Source organism: Pseudomonadota bacterium (genome assembly GCA_039815145.1).
Classification (GTDB): Bacteria; Pseudomonadota; Gammaproteobacteria; order Steroidobacterales; family JBCBZW01; genus JBCBZW01.
The window spans coordinates 1-19,308 of the sequence record JBCBZW010000098.1 but is presented as its reverse complement, the minus strand read 5'-3'; the positions used below and the strand labels follow the sequence as shown (position 1 = coordinate 19,308).

The window sequence follows — 19,308 nt, the reverse complement described above, 5'->3', positions numbered from 1 at the left end:
TCACCCTGGCGATCGATGCTTCAGCCCTGGCGAAGGATGTCCGCCCCCTCCTCTCCACGGGGCCAGGAGCTGTGTGCGGCAGCTTCGGCTGCACTGCCAACGACTACGTGCTGAACGGCATCGCCTACGACGCTGAGCGCGACGAGATCTACGTGACCGGCAAGAACTGGCCGAAGATATACGTCTTCGCCAACCCGCTGGCCACGGGGAAAAGCGCGGGCCCGGCTGCCCCCTAGGGCGACCCAGGTGCGCCGGCGGATGTCATCCCCCGGCGCACCTATCAACCCGCATCAGCCGGGCCTTACAGGCGACGGGCCGCACTATCGATCGCGAGATCAGCCGGGGCCACGGTCGAGATCACGACAACGCCGGAGACCTGGCTGCCCTGCTGCGCCAATACGTAGTCTTGAATCGTCACCGGCGCGAGCGGCGCGCTCGCAGACGCGATGGCGAAGGGCGCGGCGCCGGCAAAGCTCGGCGCGGCAGAGGCGACGTCGTCAGCGAAGGCGGCACCGGTGGAAACGGCAATCAGGGCAGCGGCGCGAATCAGCGTATTCATGAGGTATCTCCTGGATCTTCAGTTGAGCACTTGCGTGCCATCGGTACGGGTAAGTCACCGCCCGACGCCCAGTCGTTACGACGAATACCGAACAGCGTTCCTATGGCCGCGATAGGCCCACGCTATGGAGCTCGCGCCTAGTGGCACTGAGGGAGTTGCGACGCTGGCAGGCGGTACTCCACCTGGCGCTCATTGACCGGACAATGAAACGCCAACAGATACGCCGTGAGCTGCAGATCCACATCCGCGGGCGTCGCTTCCCCATAGCGGCGATCCCCCACGATCGGGTAACCGAGACCGCTCAAGTGGCGGCGAATCTGGTGCTTGCGCCCGGTCTCGATGCGCACATCGACGAGGGAGCGTTGCCCATCTGCGCTGACCTCACACAGGGAGATCTCACTGACCGCTTCCTTGTCGCCGATCGGCACGTCGACTCGCAGGGGCGCGGTATGCCTGGAGAAGTCGCCTAACACTAATGCTCGGTAGCGCTTCTCGACTCGGCGCTCGCGAAAGCGCTCGGCCAGAGCCTCCGCCACCGCCTTGGTGTGGGCCACGAGCATGAGTCCGTTGGCCGCGCGATCGAGACGGTGCACGGTGAAGGTGGGTCGCTCCGGTGTGAGGTGGGTCTCAGCCCACCTGGCCAGCGTGCAGTGATCGCCCCACTTCGACCCCTGGGAGCGCAGGCCGTAGGGCTTGCGCCAGACCGAGTAGCCACCGGCATCGGCGATGAGATCCGGTGGTGGCGGCACCTCGGCCAGAATCTCAGCGTCGTAGTAAAGGTGTAGCTCGTCACCCTCGTGCAACGCGCGCTTGGCCCGGCGCAGGCGCTGGCTGTGTTGGGCCCGGGTCATCCAGACCGCCCCACAGCTCATCGCCCATTTGATACGTTGCTTGGGCAAGCCGCTCGCCTCGTGCAGCAGGTCGACGGGCAGGCGGCCCGTCGCCTGCACGATCACGTGAACCTCGAGATGCGCCTCACCCGCACTCATCCCGAGGCGTCAGGCGGCGTAGCCCGACGAGCTATCGTGTTCTTGAGCGGAGGCTTCCTCGCCGAGGAATCCACCCGATTGATGGGCCCACAAGCGCGAGTAGATACCACCCGCATCGACCAGCTCGCGATGACTGCCCTGCTCGACCACGCGACCCTGCTCCATCACGAGCAGCCGATCCATTGCCGCGATGGTGGATAGGCGGTGGGCGATGGCGATCACGGTCTTCCCCTCCATCAGCTCACCGAGGGTGCCCTGGATCGCCGCTTCCACCTCCGAGTCCAAGGCCGAAGTCGCCTCGTCCAGCACCAGGATAGGTGCATCCTTGAGCAACACCCGCGCGATGGCGATGCGCTGGCGCTGGCCACCGGAGAGGCGCACGCCGCGATCGCCCACGTGAGCGTCCAACGCGCAGCGTCCCTCGGGGTCACGTACGGCGCGGATGAATTCCCACGCCTGGGCGCGTTTCGCAGCACCGATGATCTGTTCCTCGGTAGCATCGGGTCGGCCGTAGGCGATGTTGTCGCGGATCGACCGGTGCATCAGCGAAGTATCCTGCGTCACCATGCCGATGCTGGCCCGCAAGCTCTCCTGGGTGACATCCGTGAGGGCCTGATCGTCGATCAGAATCTCCCCGCCCTGCACGTCGTAGAAGCGCAGTAACAGACTCACCAGCGACGACTTACCGGCGCCGGAGCGACCGACCAGTCCCACCTTCTCGCCGGCGCGGATGTGTAGATTGAGGGACTGGAACACGGGTTGTTGGTCGTCGTAGGCAAAATGCAGGTCGCGCATGCAGATGTCACCCCGCAGCACCCGCAACGCCGTCGCCCCAGGCTTGTCCACCACCTGCACCTCACGGGACAGGGTGTTGATGCCATCGCGCACCGTGCCGATGTTCTCCGACAGGCTGGACACCTCCCACATGATCCACTGCGACATGCCGTTCAAGCGCAGACACAGCCCGATGGCCACAGCGATGGCACCCGGGGAGACGGCTTGCTGCATCCACAGGAAGATCGACAGGGCGGACACCGCGAAGATGAGCGCGGCGCCGAGGGTCCACACCGACACGCTGAGCATGGTCACCAACCGCATCTGCGGGTACACGGTGTCCAAAAACCCCTGCATGCCCTCGCGCGCGTAGCGCGATTCGCGCTCGCCCTGAGAGAAGAGCTTCACCGTGCTGATGTGGCTGTAGGTATCGGTGACCCGACCGGTCATCACCGAGCGCGCCCCGGCCTGCTGCTCCGACACCTTGCGAAGTTTAGGCAGCAACCGCCGCAGCACCAGCACGTAGAGCAGCAACCACACCGCTAGCGGCAACATCAGGCGCCAATCCGCCGATGCCACCAGCACCACCATACTGAGAAAGTACACGCCGACGTAGACGATGATGTCGCCCACCTTCATCACCGACTCGCGCACGGCCAGGGACGTTTGCATGAGCTTGGTGGCGACACCGCCAGCCAGTTGATCCTGGAAGAACGCGAGGCTCTGCTCCAGCAGATAACGATGGGCCTGCCAGCGCACGCGCATGGCGAAGTTGCCCATCAACGTCTGATGCACGAGCGTGGAGCGAAAAAAGACCGTGAGCGGCAACGCCAGCAACACCAGAGCGGCGAAGAAGAGAAGCATCGGCCACTGCGCGGAGAGAAACGTCTGCGGGGAGCTGGCAGCCAAGCTGTCGACGAGCTTTCCCGTGAAGCCGAACAGAGACACCTCGATCGCCGCCATCAGGGTGCTGAGCAGGGTCATGGCCAGCAAGGGCGCCTCGAGGCCGCGCACGCTGTGGCGGAAGAAGCGCAGCAGCTGCGTGGGGGCCGGCTGCGGTGCGCCCTCGGGGAAGGGCTCGACTAGGCGCTCGAAGCGCTGGAAGAACGCTTGCATTGTCAGCGGGGGTCTCCGGAGGTGAGCACAGCGGCGGGATCTACCGAGATCGTAGCGACGGTGGGGATGTCGCGTCGAACCGGTAGTTAGTCGGCCGCCCACCGGCGGATGCTGATCGCCTCGAAATTCACCCGGCACATCAAGAAGCGACGCATTGGCGAGCCCCCGGGGAGGCACATTTGGGGCGGCGGTTTTGTTAAAGACCGGCGCGAGGGTGCCGTGAAGCAAACCGCGGTCGGGGGCGACTTGGGGTGTCGGAAGGCCGGGGTAGGGTTGGCTGAGAAGGTCAGCCGTCGCCTCGCGGTGGAGGGATGCGCTTGAAGCGCGTTGGAGGCGTGGTAGCTGGGGAGAAAGGGGCTAGGGCTGTGCGTTCGCCGAAAAGAGCAGAGTCATCCCTGACCCTGAAAGTCGGCGCGACGAGTCATCTGACTCGCCGCGCCTTGCGAACGCACCCTAACTCGGTGTTAGGCCGCAGCCCGACGGCGGCTGGCGCCGAGGAGTACGATGCCGAGGCCGAGCAGCGCGAGCGGCGCAGGCTCAGGAATGGTGGCCTGCGAGATCGAGAAGCTGAAGGTCATGCCAGCTTCGTTAGCGGAGAACTCGAAGGTACCCGGAGTGGGATCGAAGCCAGGTGCGTTGAAGATACCGTCGCCCGAAAGGATCAGGAAGATATCGTTCTGCAGCACGATGTCGATGCTGGTCAGGTCGAAGCTCAGACCACCAGCGAACAACTCGAACCCACCGATGGGCGGTGCCGGGTAGTCGGCATTGCCTGCGCCAGTGAACGAGAAGTCGGCGATGGTGCCGGTAGCGCCGTTGAAGGGCACGAAGTCACCAGTTGCGGCGTCGACCACGATGTCACCACGGACACCCGGGGTCAGCTCACCAGTGGTGGTGAAGTCCAGGCCGGTAGCGCCTGCGAAACCGTCGAGCTGCATACCCATGGCGTCCACGGGAATGACGGGGCCGGCGGTGTTCGGCGGGACCGGAGCGGAGCTGATCGACAGGGCGCCGGTCAGGAAGGCTGCGTTAGCCGCGCCAGCCATGGTGAGGCTGAGCAGTCCGGCTGCGATAATTGCTGTTCTTTTCACGGAAAAACTCCTTTGTGAGTTGAGTGCATTCACCGCCAGAGGTAATGCACAACGCGTGCCAGCAAAAAAAACGCAGTGAAATCAATGCCAATATCGGACTCACTCCTGTCGGCGGGGCGTCAGTGTAAAGTCCCCCGACGCCTCTGAAGTGGCAGATTGTGAACCGTCGAGGCGACAGCCTCGGGCAGCGGGAGAGATGTTGTACCCTCGGGCCGGATTTTGGCCGACTGACCGGAACGCCGGAGGGTAAATGAGGTTCTCTGCTCGCCACGCAGCGCTAGTTGTCGCGCTCGTCACGATTCAAACAACAACAACATGGGCACAGGCGCCGGACGCCTCGGAACGAGGGCCCTTCGCCACCGAGACCGGAGAGTACCGGATGGAGGCGGAGATCGATGATCTGGTGCTGGCAGGTCAGTACACGGAGGTCTGGGCTCGCACCTATTACCCAGTCGATGCGACGGGGTCGCTACCTACCGTGGTCTTCATGCACGGCAACCGCGCGACCTGCGGCAGCGGCGCGAACCCTCGCTTCGACACCAGCTGCGAGTACACCACCAGCGGCACCTGCCCCGACGGTTTCGTCGTCACGCCAAGCCACGAGGGATTCGAGTACATCGCCGAGCCGCTCGCCTCATGGGGTTTCGTGGTCGTATCGATAAACACCAACCGTGGCATTTCGTGCGGGTCGGCCGGACCTGACGATATCGGCCTCAACAAGGCGCGGGGGCGCCTGGTGCTGCGCCACTTCCAACGTCTGTCCGAGTGGAACGTAGGCGAACGCGAGCTGACCGGCGGCTTTCCGGAAGCTCTCCGGGGGCGTCTTGACCTCTCCGAGGTAGGGCTGGTTGGCCACTCCCGCGGTGGCGAAGGGGTACGCGCGGCCTACAACTTCTACGCAGATGCTCAGACGGGCTGGCAGGATCGTATCGTCGCACCGCTGAACGTGAAGGCGATCTTCGAGCTAGGAGGCACCGACGGGCAAACCGACACTGAGTTCAACGCCGCGGGCACGGCTTGGACCCAGTTGCTTCCAATGTGTGACGGCGACGTCTTCAAGTTGGACGGCGTGAAGCCGCTGGATCGCATGCTCGCCGCCAACGTCGAGTCGCCGCTGCGCGCGAAATCCTCGTTTGCCGTCTGGGGCGCCAACCACAACTTCTGGAACAGCGCTTGGGAGACGAGTGACATCAGTTCCTGCGTCGATCAGGCTCCCATCTTCCCCCCAGAGATCGGCTCACCAGAGCAACAACAGATCGGTCGCGCTGCCGTCATGGCGATGATGCGCGGGACTCTCGGCGCCGACGCGTCTCCATCATTCCTGCGTAACTTCAACCCTGCCTATGCACCGCCAGCGGTGATCGCAGATGTGACGCGGGTCGATCGATCCTACGCAGACGCGGCCAACCGCCGCCTCGAGTTCGTCGTGGAAGACTTCTCACAGGCGACGGGTATCAACCGCTACGGCTTTCAAAACGACTACGTGGGTGTGGACGCGACGCACAGCACCGTGCCGCAGCACGACCTTGTACAGCGAGCGGCCGAAGTGAGCTGGACCGGCGCTTCGAACGACAGATACGTACAGATCAACATGAGTGCGCCGGGCGCCGGGCGCGACATCACGCGTCGACGCACTCTGAGCTTCCGCATCGCCCGCCAGCTCGGGCAAGCGGACTACTCTAGTTTGACCGATCTGAGCATCGCCCTGGTCAACGCCGACGGCTCACTGAGTGATTCGCGCAAGCTTAGTGAGTACCTCAACCTGACCGGGCCGGTTGGCACGCCCTTCCTTCGCCACACGGTGATGCAGACCGTACGGATCGGCCTAACGGACTTCACCGGTGTCGACCTGACCAATTTCCGCGGTATTCGGTTCGTCTTCGATCTGCCGAACCCGGGGCAGAGCGCCGACGACGGCGGATCGATTTACCTCGCCAACGTGAACCTCGCCAGCCGTCGCGATCGGGGCACGGGCGCGCAACCGACGACACCTGCGCCGGCAGCGATCGCCTTTCGTCCAGCCCCCCAAGCGCCGCCCTTCTCCGCTCGGCTGGGTGCCGTGCGCAATGTCGCTCGGAGCGATTGGTTGAGCGGCCGTTCGGCTGTTGAGGTAGAGGTGCTGTCCGATCAGGGCTTCCCCGTCACCGATGCGCTCCCGACCCTGTCGATCGGCGACGCCGTGAGCCGCCATGCGCGCTACTCCGCAGACACGCGAAGCCTTATCTTCACCTTCCCTGACGACGCATTGCGCGCGCAAACCGACACAAGCGCACTGCGCTTGCAGCTAGGCGCCCAAGCGCTCGATTTGGGCGCCCTCGGCAGCGGCCAGCCACGCTGACCCTACCCAACGGCGGAGAACAGCCCTAGGGCGCTCTCCGCCGCAATCTATCTCTCCTTCGCGCGAGCGACGCCGTCGCTCGTGTCAAGTGCGTCTTGGCGGGTAGACTACGCGTCCTACTCGTTACGGTCAGGGCGAAGGGAGAAGCTAGATGCCAGCCAATCGGTCGTTTATCCGATCAAGCCGGGGGCGCTGGGTCGCCGCCTTCATCGCGAGCGCCCTCATCGCCGGCTGCGCGAGCCCCGACGCGCCCGAACTGCTCTCTCGCGCTGAAGCTGCCATCGATGAGGGTCGCTACCGGGCGGCGCTAGTCGACCTGCGTTCCGTGGTCGCCAGCGAGCCGGAGAACGCGGAGGCCCGCTTCCAGCTCGCCGTCGTCTCCCTCACGCTCGGCGATATGGCCACGGCAGAGAAGGAACTGCGTCGCGCGCGCGAGCGCGGCTACGACGAAGCCGCCACCCTGGAGCCCATGGCCGAAGCGCTGATCGGCCTCGCACGCGCACGCGAAGCACTTGCGGAACTCGACAACATCGAAGAACCCTCGGCCCACGCGGAGTCACTCGCAGGCCTTGCCCATGAGCAACTCGGCCAATCTGATCTGGCCCTTCGCGCCTTCAATCGAGCCCTCGAGATCGATCCTAGGAACGAAGATGCACTGCTCGGCAAGGCCCGTGAGTTGGACGCCACCGGGGATCGTCAAGGCGCAGAAGCACTCCTGGATAAGGCACGGGCCGAGCACGCCGACTCGATGAAGGTGGCCGTCGAATACGGTCGCTTCCTGTTGGTCACTCAGCGACCCGCAGAAGCGGAGGCCGTGTACCAAGCAGCCATCGATGCACGCACTGAGTCGGATGCCCCTTCCACCCGCTGGGACCTATTTCTTTCCCTAGCCGAGTCGCAGCTCGCCCAAGGCAAGATCGACGAAGCCGAGCAGACCGTCGCCGCCCTGGACGAGATCGAGCCCGACACCGTGCTCGCCAAGTACATCCAAGCGCGGATCGCCTTCGCAAGAGAAGACATCCCGACCGCCAACGAACTCGCCGCCCGCGTGGTCGTGGAGGCACCCGACTTCGATCCGGCCCTCCTCCTACAAGCCAAGGTGTTCCTAGCCAACTCCTCCTACACGCAGGCCAGGCAGGTGTTGGCTCGCCTGGTCCAGCGCGACCCCAACAACGCCGAGGCAAGGCGCTTACTCGCCGCCGCCGAGGAGGGCATGGCTGAGCAGAACGACGAGACACGTCGCGCGGGCCGTCGCATGTCTCAGGGCGATTTTCTCGCGATGGTTGGCACGGCGAAGGCCGAGTCAGGCGACATCGCGGGCGCCGTCACCTTCTGGGAACAATCGCTGAAGAACGATCCGGGCAACCAGGATGTGAAGCTCGAGTTGATCAGCGCCTACGTACGCGCGGGACGTATGGACGATGCGGCCGCGATGATCGAGGACACCCGTTGGGTAGGCGAGCTTGCACGCACCCGCGTGACGATGGTGCAGATCCTGCTCACCATGGAGGCGGGTGATCTCGACAAGGCGCGTGGGCAAGCGGCAGCGGCTGCTGAGAGCTTCCCACGCGAGGCATCTATCGTGACGCTCCAGGGCCTGGTGGAGGTTAAGGACAACCCAACCGTGGCGAAGGACTTCTTCGAGAGCGCCCTCTCGCTGGATCCCGCGGCCTCCGCGGCTGCCATCAACCTGGCATCCGTGTCCGATCGTTTGGGGGACTCACCCAACGGCGTGGAGGTCCTGCGGAACTTCCTGCGCAGCAATCCCGAAGACGCCGCTGTGCTGGAAGCACTCGGTAGCAAGCTGCTGCGAGCGGGCGATCGCGAGCAGGGCATCGCCAGCCTGCAGGCCGCACGGGAGGCAGATCCGAACGCGATCACGCCGCGGCTGCAGCTCACCCAGCTGTTGCTCGAGGCCGGCGAAGCTCAGGCGGCCGAGCTGGTGGCGGCCGAAGTCGTTTCCCTTCAGCCGCGCTTGGCCGCCGCCCACAACGCGCTCGGCGTCGCGCTCCTCGCCCAAGGCAAGACCGCGAAGGCAACGGAGAGCCTGCAGCAGGCCCTACGCATCAACCCGGCAGCCGTCGATCCCCTGCGCAACCTGCTGCGAGCCGAGGTCGCCACGGCGAGTTTCGCGAAAGCTGAACAGTCGGCCGACCGCCTGCTCAAGCTCGTGCCGGGCGACGCGCAAGCGCTCGAAGTACTCGCGCGCGTCTCCTTGGCGCGCAAGGAGTTGGATCTGGCCGAGCAGCGCGTGAGCGAGTATGAGGCTGCCGATCCCGAACGTTCACGTCTTCCTGCCCTCGTGATGCGGGGCGACATCGCGCTGGCGCGCGGCGACGATGCGCAGGCGCTCGACTACTTCGAACGCGCGCTGGGCGAATCGCCAAGCCCCACCCTGGCTGAGCGCGTCTTTAACACCCGCCGCAGCCTTGGGCGCGACGACGCCTACGACGTGCTCACCGACTGGTTGCAAGCGCGCCCCTCGGACAACGGCGTGCGCTTGTTGGTGGCCCAAGCCAAGCAGGTGGATGGCGACTTCGACGCTGCAGCGGCCGAGTACGAGCGCATCCTGGCGACGAGTCCACGGAGCCTGGTCGCCCTCAACAACCTGGCACTGCTGTACCAACTCAACGAGGACGAGCGCGCCGTCGAGATCGCCAAGCAGGCCTTCGATCAGGCCCCTAACTTCCCCATCATCCAGGACACCTACGGCTGGGTGTTGGTGACCTTCGGGCAAGTGGACAACGGCGTCTCGCTGCTGCGCGACGCGCATGAGGCCGCGCCGGACAACGGCGACATCGCCTACCATCTCGCGGCCGGCCTGGTCCGTTCGGGCGATGCCGCGCAGGCTAAGGCGATGCTGGAGCAGGCGCTGGCGAACATCCCCCAGTTCGAGTCTCGCGACGACGCGCAGGCCCTGCTGAACACCCTGTGATGCGGTCAGAGCTGGCGAGGCCCACGCCTCGCCAGCTCGCCTCGCACGATCACCCCTAGCCAATACGTTCGTCCATGCGTCACGCACGATGCGCCTGCGGGCAATTCCACCTCGAAGCCCGCGACGAGCCCCTGATCAACGCCGTCTGCCATTGCGACAACTGCAAGCAACGCACGGGGAGCGCCTTCGGCATCTCCCTCTATTTCCGCGAGGCGGACATCACCTTGCACGGTGAGCGGCAGGAATACGCCCTGCACAACCACACCTACGACCACGATCAGCAGCGCTTCTTCTGCCCGCGTTGCGGCACCACCTTGTGCTGGAAAATCTCTACCCTCGAGGGACAGCTCGGCGTCGCCGGTGGGTGCTTCACCGAGCAGTTCCCCGACCGACCCACCGTCTCCGGTACCGACAGCAAGCGCTACGACTGGGTCACGCTCCCGCCCGACTGCGAACGACGCTGACGCGCCGCCTGATGCCTGAGACCCTCAGCCCCCAGCGCGACCGCTCCACGCTGCTCGACGCCCTGCGCGGCTTCGCCCTCATCGGCGTGCTCCTCGCCAACCTGCGCATGCTGTCGCTGTACGATCTGCTGCCGTCGTCGGAGAAGTCGGCCCTGCCCACCGCGGCGATAGACAGGGTGATCAGCGAATGGATGTCCCTGTTCGTGAACGGCACCTCGATCACCCTGTTCACCCTGCTCTTCGGCGTGGGCTTCTCGCTACAGATGCGCAAGGCCCACGGCGACGCCCAAGCGATGCGCACCTACCTGCGACGCCTGCTCGTGCTCCTGGTCATTGGCCTCGCCCATGCTTACCTGGTGTGGTGGGGTGACATCCTGCGCTACTACGCGCTGCTGGGGCTGCTGCTGATTCCCTTAGCTCGCCTGCCGGGGCCGGTACTCGTGCTGGCGGGCGCCTTCGTGGTCCTGGCCTTGCCCGTTCTGCTTCAGCCCATCGTCCCCGGATTGCTCCCGGCTCAGATCAGCTCAGCTAAGTCGGCGGCGCAAGCGCTCGCCGCCTTTTCCAGCGAACAGCTCGGGGTGATGCTCGAGGGGAATCTGGCGCGGGACCTACGGATGCGCTTTGCCGTGTGGATCCTGCCCACCTACATCTTCGGCCGCATGCTCATCGGCGTAGCCCTGGGCAACAGCGGCATGCTGACGGCACCCGAAGAACACAGCACGCGTTGGCGCAGGTTGTGGTGGGGATCCTTGGTGGGCTCTATCGTCATCACCCTGCTCGTGAGCACCCGACGCTACGACCTCATCGATCTACCGCTCGATTTTCTTGGGCCCGAGCGGGAGCGCATTCTCTGGCGCGTCATGTACAACGCCGCCCCCCTCATGCTGGGGCTCTTCTACATGGCGAGCTTCGTCAGGCTGTACGTGCACAGCGCGGGATGGCGCAGGGTCCTCGACTGGCTCGCCCCGCTCGGGCGCATGGCCCTCACCAACTACCTGGCGCAGTCGGTGATCGGTGTGGCGATCTTCTACGGCATCGGCTTGGGCGTGGGTCCACGCTACGGGGCGATCGGCGTGCTGGTCGCCGCCCTCGGAATCCTCGCTTTGCAGGCTTGCCTCTCACGGTGGTGGCTCGCACGCTATCGCTTCGGCCCCATGGAGTGGGTGTGGCGGAGCCTGAGCTACGGACGTCGCCAGCCCATGGCACTGCGCAACGAACCTTGAGTCCCGCACGCCAGCACGGAGCACCAACGGATGCGGTGGGCGTACCGCGCGACGCCCACTCGCCTCCCGGTCATCGCTAGCGCGGGTTGTAGGCGGTCACGAACCACGCGCTGGAAGGCGCCCAGATCGACCCATCTTTCCGCGCGTAGCGCTCGATCAGCCCGGCGAGCTCACGCTTGACCGTGGGCCGCAGGCGCTCACCCTCCTCCTCGGCTAAGCGGATGATCTCTCCCGCCGGACCGATCTCGAGCGCGAATTCGATCGCCTCTTCCACGTTGCGGCCGATGCAGATGTCCGCGTCGAAGCGCTCGAACTGCACCCGTTCGAAGCCGGCTGAGATCAGCAGATCGCTGACCATGTCGGGGCCTGCCATGGAGAAGGGGCCCGGTCCGCAGTGCACGGCGTCCGTATCCTCGTGGGCCACCACGGGCACGATCTCACGCACCAGCCGCTCCGCATCGTGCAACCACGGATTGTCTTCGCGCTTGCGCCACACCACCTGGGTGAACTTCGCCCCCGGCTTCAGGGATCGACGGATGTTGCGCATCGCCGCGCCGGGCATACCGAAGAACATGGTGCCGAAGCGGGCGAAGGCCTCGTCGTAGGGGCCTGCCAGATCGTCCACCTCCACGTCGGCGACGAAGAAGTTGGCGTTGGCGATAGCCGTCTCGTCAGCGGCCTCGCGGCTGGCGGCGATGAAGTTGGCCGCACAGTCCACGCCCGTCGCCGACCCTGCCTCGCCCAAGCCGCGGGCGATCTCGATGGTGCAGTCGCCGAAGCCGCACCCCACGTCGAGCACCTTGGCGTGCGGCGAGCGGCGTGTGCGCCCGAGGACCTCGCGGCTGATCGCCGCGTAGCCCTCCACGAACAGGTATTTGAAGCGGGAGAACTTCTCGAACAGCACGGTGTTCCAGGCTTCGATCACAACATCGTTAGTCATGGGTGAATCTCCGCCTTAGGCCAACAGGTGAGCGCCGCTGGCCAGGAAGGCCATGGACTTGGGCGCACCGGCAATCTCAACGCCGTCGATGAGGTCGGTCTCACTGATCTTCTTGGCCCGCACGCAGGCGGGGCAGAGCCAGATCTTGCCGCCGTTGGCGAGGAAGTCGTGGACGAGGCCGGCGATGGGCTCGTAGCCGTCCGCGACCAGGCCGTCCAGGGCGCCCTTGCAGCACAGGTCGCTGGCGTCGGAGGAGACGAACACGGCGGTCTCCGCGGTCTTCGACGCGGTCACCGCCAGGATGAAGGAGATAGTGGCGCGCTCGAGGTTGTTGGTGCCGTCCTGACAGTTGATGAGGTACTTCGCTGAGGTGCTCATGAGTGACTCCGTTGCGGTTGATTGTGGTAAGCGTCGGCGCGACTCTCCGCGCCAGGTGCTGCGCATGATAGGAGCCTCCCCATGCGGAGACTTGGCGAACACGAGATTTATTTCTGGAGAAACTCTGAAGATTGGTATAGTTCAGAAAAACAGGTGCTTACGCCGCTTCTGAGTGTGCAAATGCAATATCGCTTCGACCTCTTCACCTTCGACGACGAGCGCCTGGAGCTGCGCCGTGATGGCGAACTGCTGGCCTCCGAACCGCAGGTGCTCGAGCTGCTGGGACTGCTACTGCGCCATCACGAGCGCATGGTGTCGCGTGAGGAGATCCACAGGGAGGTGTGGCGCGGGCGCGTGGTGTCCGATGCCGCCTTGAGCAGCCGCATCAAGCTGCTGCGCCAGCTCCTCGGGGATGACGGGCGCAGCCAGCACTTCATCCGCACCGTGCACAAGCGAGGGTTCCGCTTCGCGGGCGAACGGGTGTCGGTGACGGAGGCCGGCGCCTCGCCGCCGCCGGCCGCTAAGACGACCACACCGGCGGCGTCCACGACCAGTCACAAGCCCGCCGTCCTGGTGCTGCCCTTCGCCAACCTCTCGGGCGAACGCGGTCAGGATTACCTGGCGGACGGCATCACCACGGACATCATCAGCCACCTCGCCCGCCACCGCTGGCTGGACGTGGTCGCGCGCAACACGGCCTTCGGCTTTCGCGATCGTGCCGTAGACGTAAGTGAGGTAGGCAAGGAACTCTCCGTGGAGTACGTGGTGGAAGGCAGCGTGCAACGCAGTGCCGATCATGTGCGCGTCACCGTCAGCCTCCTCGATGCGCTCAGTGCCCACAGCATGTGGACCGAGCGCTTCGATCGCGAGCTAGAGGATATCTTCGCCCTGCAGGATGAGATCACCGAACGCATCGTGGCCCGCCTCGAGCCGGAGATCGGCTACGCTGAGCGCAACCGTGTGCTCACGGCCCGGCCGACCAACCTGCAGGCCTGGGACTGCTTCCACATGGGCACCTACCACTTCTATCGCTTCACCGGCGAGGACAACCTCGAAGCCCAGCGGCTGCTGCGCCAGAGCCGAGAGCTCGACGAACGCTTCGGCGACGCCTGGGCCTGGTGGGCCTACGCCACGGTGCTCGGCATGGTGTACTGGGACACGGAGCCGAGTCAGGCGCGCCTCGACGAAGCGCTCGCCGCCTGCGACCGCGCCGTCTCCCTCGACCGCCGCAATGCCACCTTCCACGCCCTGCGCGCACGCGTGCTCCTGGCCCGAGGGGAGTACGACGTGGCCGTGGACGAGAACAAGCGAGCCATCGCACTCAACCCCACCCTCGCCGTGGCCCACTGCGCGCTCGGAGATTCCCTCGCCTACGGCGGCCACTACGAGGAGTCGATCGCCTGCTTCGAGAAGTCCATCGCCTTGAGCCCCAACGACCCGCAGCTCTGGGCCTTCTACACCTACGGCGCCCTCGCCCTGCTGTTCATGGGCAACTTCGAGCGCGCCCTGCGCTGGTTGGACCAGGCCCGGAGTAACCCGAATCACCAGTACTGGACCACCGCCCACCGCGTGGTCGCCCTCGCCCACCTCGATCGCATCACGCAGGCCAGTGAACTGGCCGAACGCCTGCGCCGAGAGGTGCCCGGCTTCTCCCTGGCGTTCGTGCGCGAGAAGCTCTTCTACTTGAACGACCCTGCGCAGATCGACCTCTACCTGGAAGGCCTGTCGCGCAGTGGGGTGAGCTGACGATGCACTACGCAAGACTTCTGAGGGTGCTGATCGCCCTGTTGCCCATCTGCGCGCTGAGCGACGAAGCCACCGAGCAAAAAGCAGCCTCGACACTCGAGATCTCTCCCGCGCCATTGGTGCTCGGTGATACCTATCAATATCCCTCGGCGATCTACGGCACGCCGCGGGAGATCAATATCTACGCCCCCACCCTGCCGGACTGGGGCAAGGGCTATTTCGAGACGCCGCTGCCCGTGCTCTACGTGGTCGACGGCGGCCTCGACCAGGACTTCGTGCACCTCGCGGGACTCTCCCAACTCACCCTGGTGAACGGCGAGCGGCAACCGATGATCGTGGTGGGTGTGCGCACCTACGAACGCCGCCAGGAGATCAGCCCGAAGGCGACGGATCCGCGCTACCAGACGAACGGCTTCGAAGGCTGGGGACGCTCGCATCAGTTTCGCCGTCACCTGCTCGAGGAGGTGAAGCCCTTCATCGAAGCGCGCTACGAGACGGGGCGATCCGTAATCATCGGCGAGTCCTTGGCAGGACTCTTCATCGTCGAGACATTCCTCGAGCAGCCGGACGCCTTCGATGACTACGTCGCGGTCTCACCGAGCCTGTGGTGGGATGACCGGCGCCTCGCCAGGCAGGCATCGGAGCTGCTCGAGAAGCACCCTGATGCTGATCATCGGCTCTACCTCACGATGGCGGATGAGGGAGGCACGATGCGCTTGGGACTGGATGAAGTGCTGGCAGCACTGGAGAAAGCCCCCACCGCCGCAACCGTACGGTTCGTCGATCGCGCCGAGGACGACACGCACTCGTCCATCTATCACCACGCGGCCCGCGACGCGCTGAAGTGGCTGTTCGGTATAGCGCCGACTCCCTACGGGCCGACGCCCTGGTACCTCGAGGTGGATGGGCAGCCCTAGGGCTCCGTCCACCGCCTGATCAGGCCCTCGCCGACGCGCCGCAGGGTGTCGACGGTCACCGAGTCGCCAACACGCCTACCCCTAGGGCGCCGAGCACACCGGCACACGCCCGATCCACCACAGATTTAGCCCGGCCGTACGCCGAGGCGACCCGCGACTGCGCGAATGCGGCCGCCATCAGCGCGTACCAGGAGAACTCGATCAGCGTGACCAGCGCGATCGCCGCCGCGGACAGCACCAGGGATCGGTCGGTCGGCAACACAGCCACGAAGATCGACCCGAAGAACACGGCCACTTTGGGGTTGGAGAGCTGAACCCACAAGCCCGTGCGCGCCGCCCGCCAACCATCGTCCTGCGCCTGAGCATCATCCGTCGCGGCCAAGGCCAGGGGTTGCGACGCGCTGCTCCACAGCTTGTACGCCAGGTACAGCAGGAACACGCCACCAGCGATCTTTATCGTTAGGTAGAGCCACGGCGCCACTTGGAACAGCAGATCCAAGCCGAACAACGCCGAGGTGGCCCAAACGAAGGTGCCGAAGGCGATGCCGCCCGCGGCGGCGGTGGCCGTCGCTCGCGATTTTCCGGCAGCCGTTTGCGCCACGAGTACCAATGTGGGCCCGGGGCTTATCACGGCAACCGTGTGCACCAGCGCGAGCATCACCAAGGGCAGTAGCAATTCCATGCAGTCGAGCGCTCCAAGCGGTGCTGTCGATGGACCGTCCTCCGGCCAGGCGCCGATCACTATACACACCAAGCCCTGACTACCGAGGACAGAGCGGCGGAGCGACCGTTGCCCGCTCACACGCTTGTCGATCCCACTGCGCCACGACCGCTGGCCGCTTACTTCCCCCCTCGATCCCGTTCACGATTTTTGCCTTGTGCCCCATCGGGGCCGTCGCGAGAGTGCCCCCGAGCCAGACGCTCAGCGTGAATGCCAAGGAGATCAATATGTTCACACTCTCGCCTCGCACCCTCGCCAGCACCATGACGGTGGCCGGCCTGGTGCTGATGACCGCCGCCAACCCCGCCCTCGCCGAGAACCGCCGCAGCTTGCCCCTGAAGGCGCTGGTGATGGACGGCGTGCACGTCGCGGAGAACGGCGACATCTACACCGCTGAGGGCTTCAGCGGCGACCGCCTCTTCATCATCACCCCTGAAGGCAACACCTTCTTCATCACCGACGCCCTCGAAGGGCCCATCGATGCGACCACCGATTCGTTAGGCAACGTCTTCGTCACCAACTTCAACTCGGCCTCGGTGAGCAAGGTATCGCCGGCAGGCGAGGTCACCCACTTCGCCGACACCCTGCCGTTCCCGGCCGGCATCACCATCGACGACCAGGACAACCTGTACGTCTCCCAGTTCGGTGAGTCCGACCCGCAGACGGGCCTCGGCCAGGGCACGGCGGTGCAGAAGATCACCCCCGACGGCGTGGTGAGCACCTTCAGTGAAGGCGGCGCGTTGCTGGCCCCGGTCGGCATCACCCTCGGCGACGACGGCATCCTGTACACGGCCAACTTCCACGACGGCACCATCATCGCCATCGATCAGGAAGGGCAGCAGACGGTGATCACCCAGGTGGAGCGGCCGGGCTTCTTCGCCACCATCGGCCACCTCGAGTTCGTCAACGGCCTGCTCTACGCCACCGGCGTTCAGGGTGCTGAGTTGCTGCGCGTGAACCCGTCGACGGGGCAGACCGTCTCCCGCGATCTCAGTCGGGACATCGAGTTTCCGAACGGCGTCGGCTTCGATCAAGCCAGCGGTACGCTGCTGATCTCCGAGGCGTTCGTGCAGCTCTCGCGCCTGCTGAAGGTGCGCGTCGCGAACCCTGCCGACTAACCTCGGTCCCCTCGCCGGCAGATCCGCCCCCACTCCCCTTAGGATCTGCCGGCCTTCTCGCCCATGTCCCACCCTGAGCTGCCCCAAGCACGGACCGCATCGACAGCACTGGCGGCAGTGAGCCGCTATGCTGCCCGCATGTCCGATGCCGACACCCTTGCCCTGGCACGCTCAGGCACCGACCCACGCCCTGCGAGCAACACGCTAAGCGGCTTCGCGCCCTGGCGGTCCCTCTGGTTGGTGGGCTTCGTCTGGGCCGTCACCAGCCTTGGCTTCATGGCCTACTGGGCCGCCTGGTACGCCAACGCCCAGGTCCCCCTGCCCTGGTACCGACTCGTCGCCCTTGGGGTGTTGGACTGGTCCTTCTGGCTGCTCGGTGCGCCGGTCATCCTCGCCGTCGCCCACCGCTTCCCTCCCGTGCGCCTGCGCCACGTGCTCACGGTGCACCTGCCCCTGAGCCTGCTCTGCGCGGCCACGGCGATCGTGCTCTCGGTCATCATCCGCCTGCACATCGAACCGGTGGATCAGCTGCCCTACGCGCAGCCGCCCTTCGCCCAGCAGGTGCTGACGCGATGGGTGAGCGAAGGCGCCTGGTACAACCTCTTCTACTGGTTCGTGATCGGCGCCTACTTCGCCGTCGATTACCACACGGCGCTGCGGCGAAGTGAGCACGAAGGCCTCATGCTCCAGCTGCACAACGAGACCCTCCAACGCGGCCTGGTGGAAGCGCGCCTCGGCGTGCTGCGGGCGCAGCTCCAACCGCATTTTCTGTTCAACGCCCTGCACTCCGTCTCGTCCCTGATGGATGTGAACGTGCCGCAAGCGCGCGAGATGCTGATCGACCTGGCCGACATCCTGCGCCGCGCCTTACACATGAGCGAGCAGCAAACCCATACGCTCACCGATGAATTCGATTGGCTGGAGTCCTACCTGCGCCTGGAGGCCGTGCGCTTCGGGGACGGGCTCAAGTGGGAGACGACCCTCGACCCGACCGTCGCCGCCGTCACCGTGCCCTGCCTGATCACCCAACCGCTGGTGGAGAACGCCCTCAAGCACGGGCGGCGCCGCGGCACGGAAGGCTCACCGGAACTCGTCGTTCAGGTGAACGCGAGGCGGGTGGACGGTGAGGTCATCGTGCACGTCACCGACAACGGGCCGGGCATCGATACCCACCCGCAAGGCACGGGCCACGGTCTGCGCTTCGTCCGTGAGCTACTGAATGCCTACCCCAATCGCCACGGATCGCTCTCGCTGGACGGCACCTCAGGCGGCACCCAAGCGACCATTCGATGGCGGGTCGATCCGGATGCTTGAGGTCTTGCTGATCGACGACGAACCCCTGGCGCGCGACCTACTCATGCGCTGGCTGCGTGAGGTGGAAGATCTGACCATCGTCGGCGCGGCCAGCACCCTAGATCAGGCGCAACGCCTGGTCACCGATCGCACGCCAAACGTGGTTCTCCTCGACGTGAACCTGGCTGGTGAGAGCGGCTTCGGGCTGCTCGATGTGATCGACGAGGACCGCCCGCCCGCGATCATCTTCGTCACGGCCTACAGCGACTACGCGATCGACGCGTTCCGCGTCGGCGCCGTCGACTACCTGAAGAAACCCTTCAACCGGGAACACCTGGAGCGGGCGCTCGACCGCGCGCGTCACTGGCTGGCTGCACCGCGCACCAGCGACAGGCCATCCACCCAGTCGGCGGAACCCGCGAAGCGGCTTCAGATTCGTGATGGCGGCGTCATCACCTACGTCCCCGCCGAGGGAATTCAGTGGATTGAGTGCGCCGGCGGCTACTGCGTCATCCACACGGGGGATCGTCGCTACGTCCTGCGCGAGGCGTTGCAGCAGCTGGAACAGCGCCTCGGCGATCACTTTGTGCGGGTGCACCGCTCGGCCGTGGTGAACGTGAGCTTTCTGCGAAGCATCGAACCGATCAAGCGTGGCGATGCGATGCTGAGCCTTGCCAGTGGCGCCCAGATCCGCATGAGTCGCCGC

Annotated in this window: 17 protein-coding genes; 10 read left to right on the top strand and 7 right to left on the bottom strand. The window is 65.4% G+C overall.

The features are described 5' to 3' along the window. The coding region (locus AAF184_18895) for a glutaminyl-peptide cyclotransferase (GenBank protein MEO0424412.1) at positions 1 to 236 on the top strand (236 nt) is incomplete at its 5' end. Between the two features lie 65 nt (positions 237 to 301). Here AAF184_18895 and AAF184_18890 read toward each other — a convergent pair. The 4 genes from AAF184_18890 to AAF184_18875 form a co-directional block, all read right to left on the bottom strand. Next, positions 302 to 559, bottom strand: a complete 258-nt coding sequence (locus AAF184_18890; GenBank protein MEO0424411.1) for a hypothetical protein — start codon at positions 557 to 559, stop codon at positions 302 to 304. 137 nt (positions 560 to 696) lie between these two features. After that, positions 697 to 1,548 (bottom strand): RNA pseudouridine synthase, encoded by an 852-nt coding sequence (locus AAF184_18885; GenBank protein ID MEO0424410.1) that lies wholly within the window; start codon positions 1,546 to 1,548, stop codon positions 697 to 699. A 9-nt stretch (positions 1,549 to 1,557) separates the two neighbouring features. Further along, positions 1,558 to 3,438, bottom strand: a complete 1,881-nt coding sequence (locus AAF184_18880; protein ID MEO0424409.1) for an ABC transporter ATP-binding protein — start codon at positions 3,436 to 3,438, stop codon at positions 1,558 to 1,560. Positions 3,439 to 3,902: 464 nt separating this feature from the next. Continuing rightward, positions 3,903 to 4,529 carry a PEP-CTERM sorting domain-containing protein gene (locus AAF184_18875; protein MEO0424408.1) on the bottom strand — a complete coding sequence of 209 codons (627 nt, stop codon included), beginning with the start codon at positions 4,527 to 4,529 and terminating at the stop codon, positions 3,903 to 3,905. Between the two features lie 250 nt (positions 4,530 to 4,779). Between AAF184_18875 and AAF184_18870 the strand changes: the two genes are divergently transcribed. From AAF184_18870 to AAF184_18855, 4 genes are all read left to right on the top strand, one after another. Then, positions 4,780 to 6,867 (top strand): hypothetical protein, encoded by a 2,088-nt coding sequence (locus AAF184_18870; protein ID MEO0424407.1) that lies wholly within the window; start codon positions 4,780 to 4,782, stop codon positions 6,865 to 6,867. 151 nt (positions 6,868 to 7,018) lie between these two features. After that, on the top strand, positions 7,019 to 9,802 hold the full coding sequence (gene prsT / locus AAF184_18865; protein MEO0424406.1) for an XrtA/PEP-CTERM system TPR-repeat protein PrsT: 2,784 nt from the start codon (positions 7,019 to 7,021) through the stop codon (positions 9,800 to 9,802). Positions 9,803 to 9,876: 74 nt separating this feature from the next. Then, positions 9,877 to 10,266: a GFA family protein gene (locus AAF184_18860; protein ID MEO0424405.1), complete on the top strand. Its 390-nt coding sequence runs from the start codon at positions 9,877 to 9,879 to the stop codon at positions 10,264 to 10,266. A gap of 11 nt (positions 10,267 to 10,277) precedes the next feature. Continuing rightward, the gene (locus AAF184_18855) at positions 10,278 to 11,489 is read left to right on the top strand and encodes a DUF418 domain-containing protein (protein MEO0424404.1); all 1,212 of its coding nucleotides are present in this window, start codon (positions 10,278 to 10,280) and stop codon (positions 11,487 to 11,489) included. A 76-nt stretch (positions 11,490 to 11,565) separates the two neighbouring features. Here the strand turns inward: AAF184_18855 and AAF184_18850 are convergent, their stop codons facing one another. Both AAF184_18850 and AAF184_18845 read right to left on the bottom strand, forming a co-directional pair. Beyond that, a complete protein-coding gene (locus AAF184_18850; protein MEO0424403.1) occupies positions 11,566 to 12,429 on the bottom strand; it encodes a class I SAM-dependent methyltransferase in 864 nt (287 codons plus the stop codon). A 15-nt stretch (positions 12,430 to 12,444) separates the two neighbouring features. Then, on the bottom strand, positions 12,445 to 12,807 hold the full coding sequence (locus tag AAF184_18845) for a DsrE family protein (protein MEO0424402.1): 363 nt from the start codon (positions 12,805 to 12,807) through the stop codon (positions 12,445 to 12,447). A 180-nt stretch (positions 12,808 to 12,987) separates the two neighbouring features. Here AAF184_18845 and AAF184_18840 point away from each other — a divergent pair, with 180 nt between their 5' ends. Both AAF184_18840 and AAF184_18835 read left to right on the top strand, forming a co-directional pair. Beyond that, the gene (locus tag AAF184_18840) at positions 12,988 to 14,553 is read left to right on the top strand and encodes a winged helix-turn-helix domain-containing protein (protein ID MEO0424401.1); all 1,566 of its coding nucleotides are present in this window, start codon (positions 12,988 to 12,990) and stop codon (positions 14,551 to 14,553) included. Positions 14,554 to 14,555: 2 nt separating this feature from the next. After that, positions 14,556 to 15,470 carry an alpha/beta hydrolase-fold protein gene (locus AAF184_18835; GenBank protein ID MEO0424400.1) on the top strand — a complete coding sequence of 305 codons (915 nt, stop codon included), beginning with the start codon at positions 14,556 to 14,558 and terminating at the stop codon, positions 15,468 to 15,470. 55 nt (positions 15,471 to 15,525) lie between these two features. Here the strand turns inward: AAF184_18835 and AAF184_18830 are convergent, their stop codons facing one another. Further along, positions 15,526 to 16,152, bottom strand: coding sequence for a LysE family transporter (locus AAF184_18830; GenBank protein ID MEO0424399.1), 627 nt, complete (start codon positions 16,150 to 16,152; stop codon positions 15,526 to 15,528). Between the two features lie 266 nt (positions 16,153 to 16,418). Between AAF184_18830 and AAF184_18825 the strand changes: the two genes are divergently transcribed. From AAF184_18825 to AAF184_18815, 3 genes are all read left to right on the top strand, one after another. Further along, positions 16,419 to 17,309, top strand: coding sequence for a hypothetical protein (locus AAF184_18825; protein MEO0424398.1), 891 nt, complete (start codon positions 16,419 to 16,421; stop codon positions 17,307 to 17,309). 138 nt (positions 17,310 to 17,447) lie between these two features. Then, entirely contained in the window at positions 17,448 to 18,623 is a 1,176-nt protein-coding gene (locus tag AAF184_18820; protein MEO0424397.1) for a histidine kinase, read from the top strand. Beyond that, a partial coding sequence (locus AAF184_18815; protein ID MEO0424396.1) for a LytTR family DNA-binding domain-containing protein occupies positions 18,616 to 19,308 on the top strand: 693 nt, incomplete at its 3' end. The genes AAF184_18820 and AAF184_18815, both read left to right, overlap by 8 nt.

Coding starts and splice junctions, on each gene's coding strand:
- AAF184_18820 (MEO0424397.1), top strand. CDS start 17,448: ATGTCCGATGCCGACACCCTTGCCCTGGCACGCTCAGGCACCGACCCA.
- AAF184_18850 (MEO0424403.1), bottom strand. CDS start 12,429: ATGACTAACGATGTTGTGATCGAAGCCTGGAACACCGTGCTGTTCGAG.
- AAF184_18835 (MEO0424400.1), top strand. CDS start 14,556: ATGCACTACGCAAGACTTCTGAGGGTGCTGATCGCCCTGTTGCCCATC.
- AAF184_18825 (MEO0424398.1), top strand. CDS start 16,419: ATGTTCACACTCTCGCCTCGCACCCTCGCCAGCACCATGACGGTGGCC.
- AAF184_18830 (MEO0424399.1), bottom strand. CDS start 16,152: ATGGAATTGCTACTGCCCTTGGTGATGCTCGCGCTGGTGCACACGGTT.
- AAF184_18890 (MEO0424411.1), bottom strand. CDS start 559: ATGAATACGCTGATTCGCGCCGCTGCCCTGATTGCCGTTTCCACCGGT.
- AAF184_18845 (MEO0424402.1), bottom strand. CDS start 12,807: ATGAGCACCTCAGCGAAGTACCTCATCAACTGTCAGGACGGCACCAAC.
- prsT (MEO0424406.1), top strand. CDS start 7,019: ATGCCAGCCAATCGGTCGTTTATCCGATCAAGCCGGGGGCGCTGGGTC.
- AAF184_18855 (MEO0424404.1), top strand. CDS start 10,278: ATGCCTGAGACCCTCAGCCCCCAGCGCGACCGCTCCACGCTGCTCGAC.
- AAF184_18885 (MEO0424410.1), bottom strand. CDS start 1,548: ATGAGTGCGGGTGAGGCGCATCTCGAGGTTCACGTGATCGTGCAGGCG.
- AAF184_18870 (MEO0424407.1), top strand. CDS start 4,780: ATGAGGTTCTCTGCTCGCCACGCAGCGCTAGTTGTCGCGCTCGTCACG.
- AAF184_18840 (MEO0424401.1), top strand. CDS start 12,988: ATGCAATATCGCTTCGACCTCTTCACCTTCGACGACGAGCGCCTGGAG.
- AAF184_18880 (MEO0424409.1), bottom strand. CDS start 3,438: ATGCAAGCGTTCTTCCAGCGCTTCGAGCGCCTAGTCGAGCCCTTCCCC.
- AAF184_18860 (MEO0424405.1), top strand. CDS start 9,877: ATGCGTCACGCACGATGCGCCTGCGGGCAATTCCACCTCGAAGCCCGC.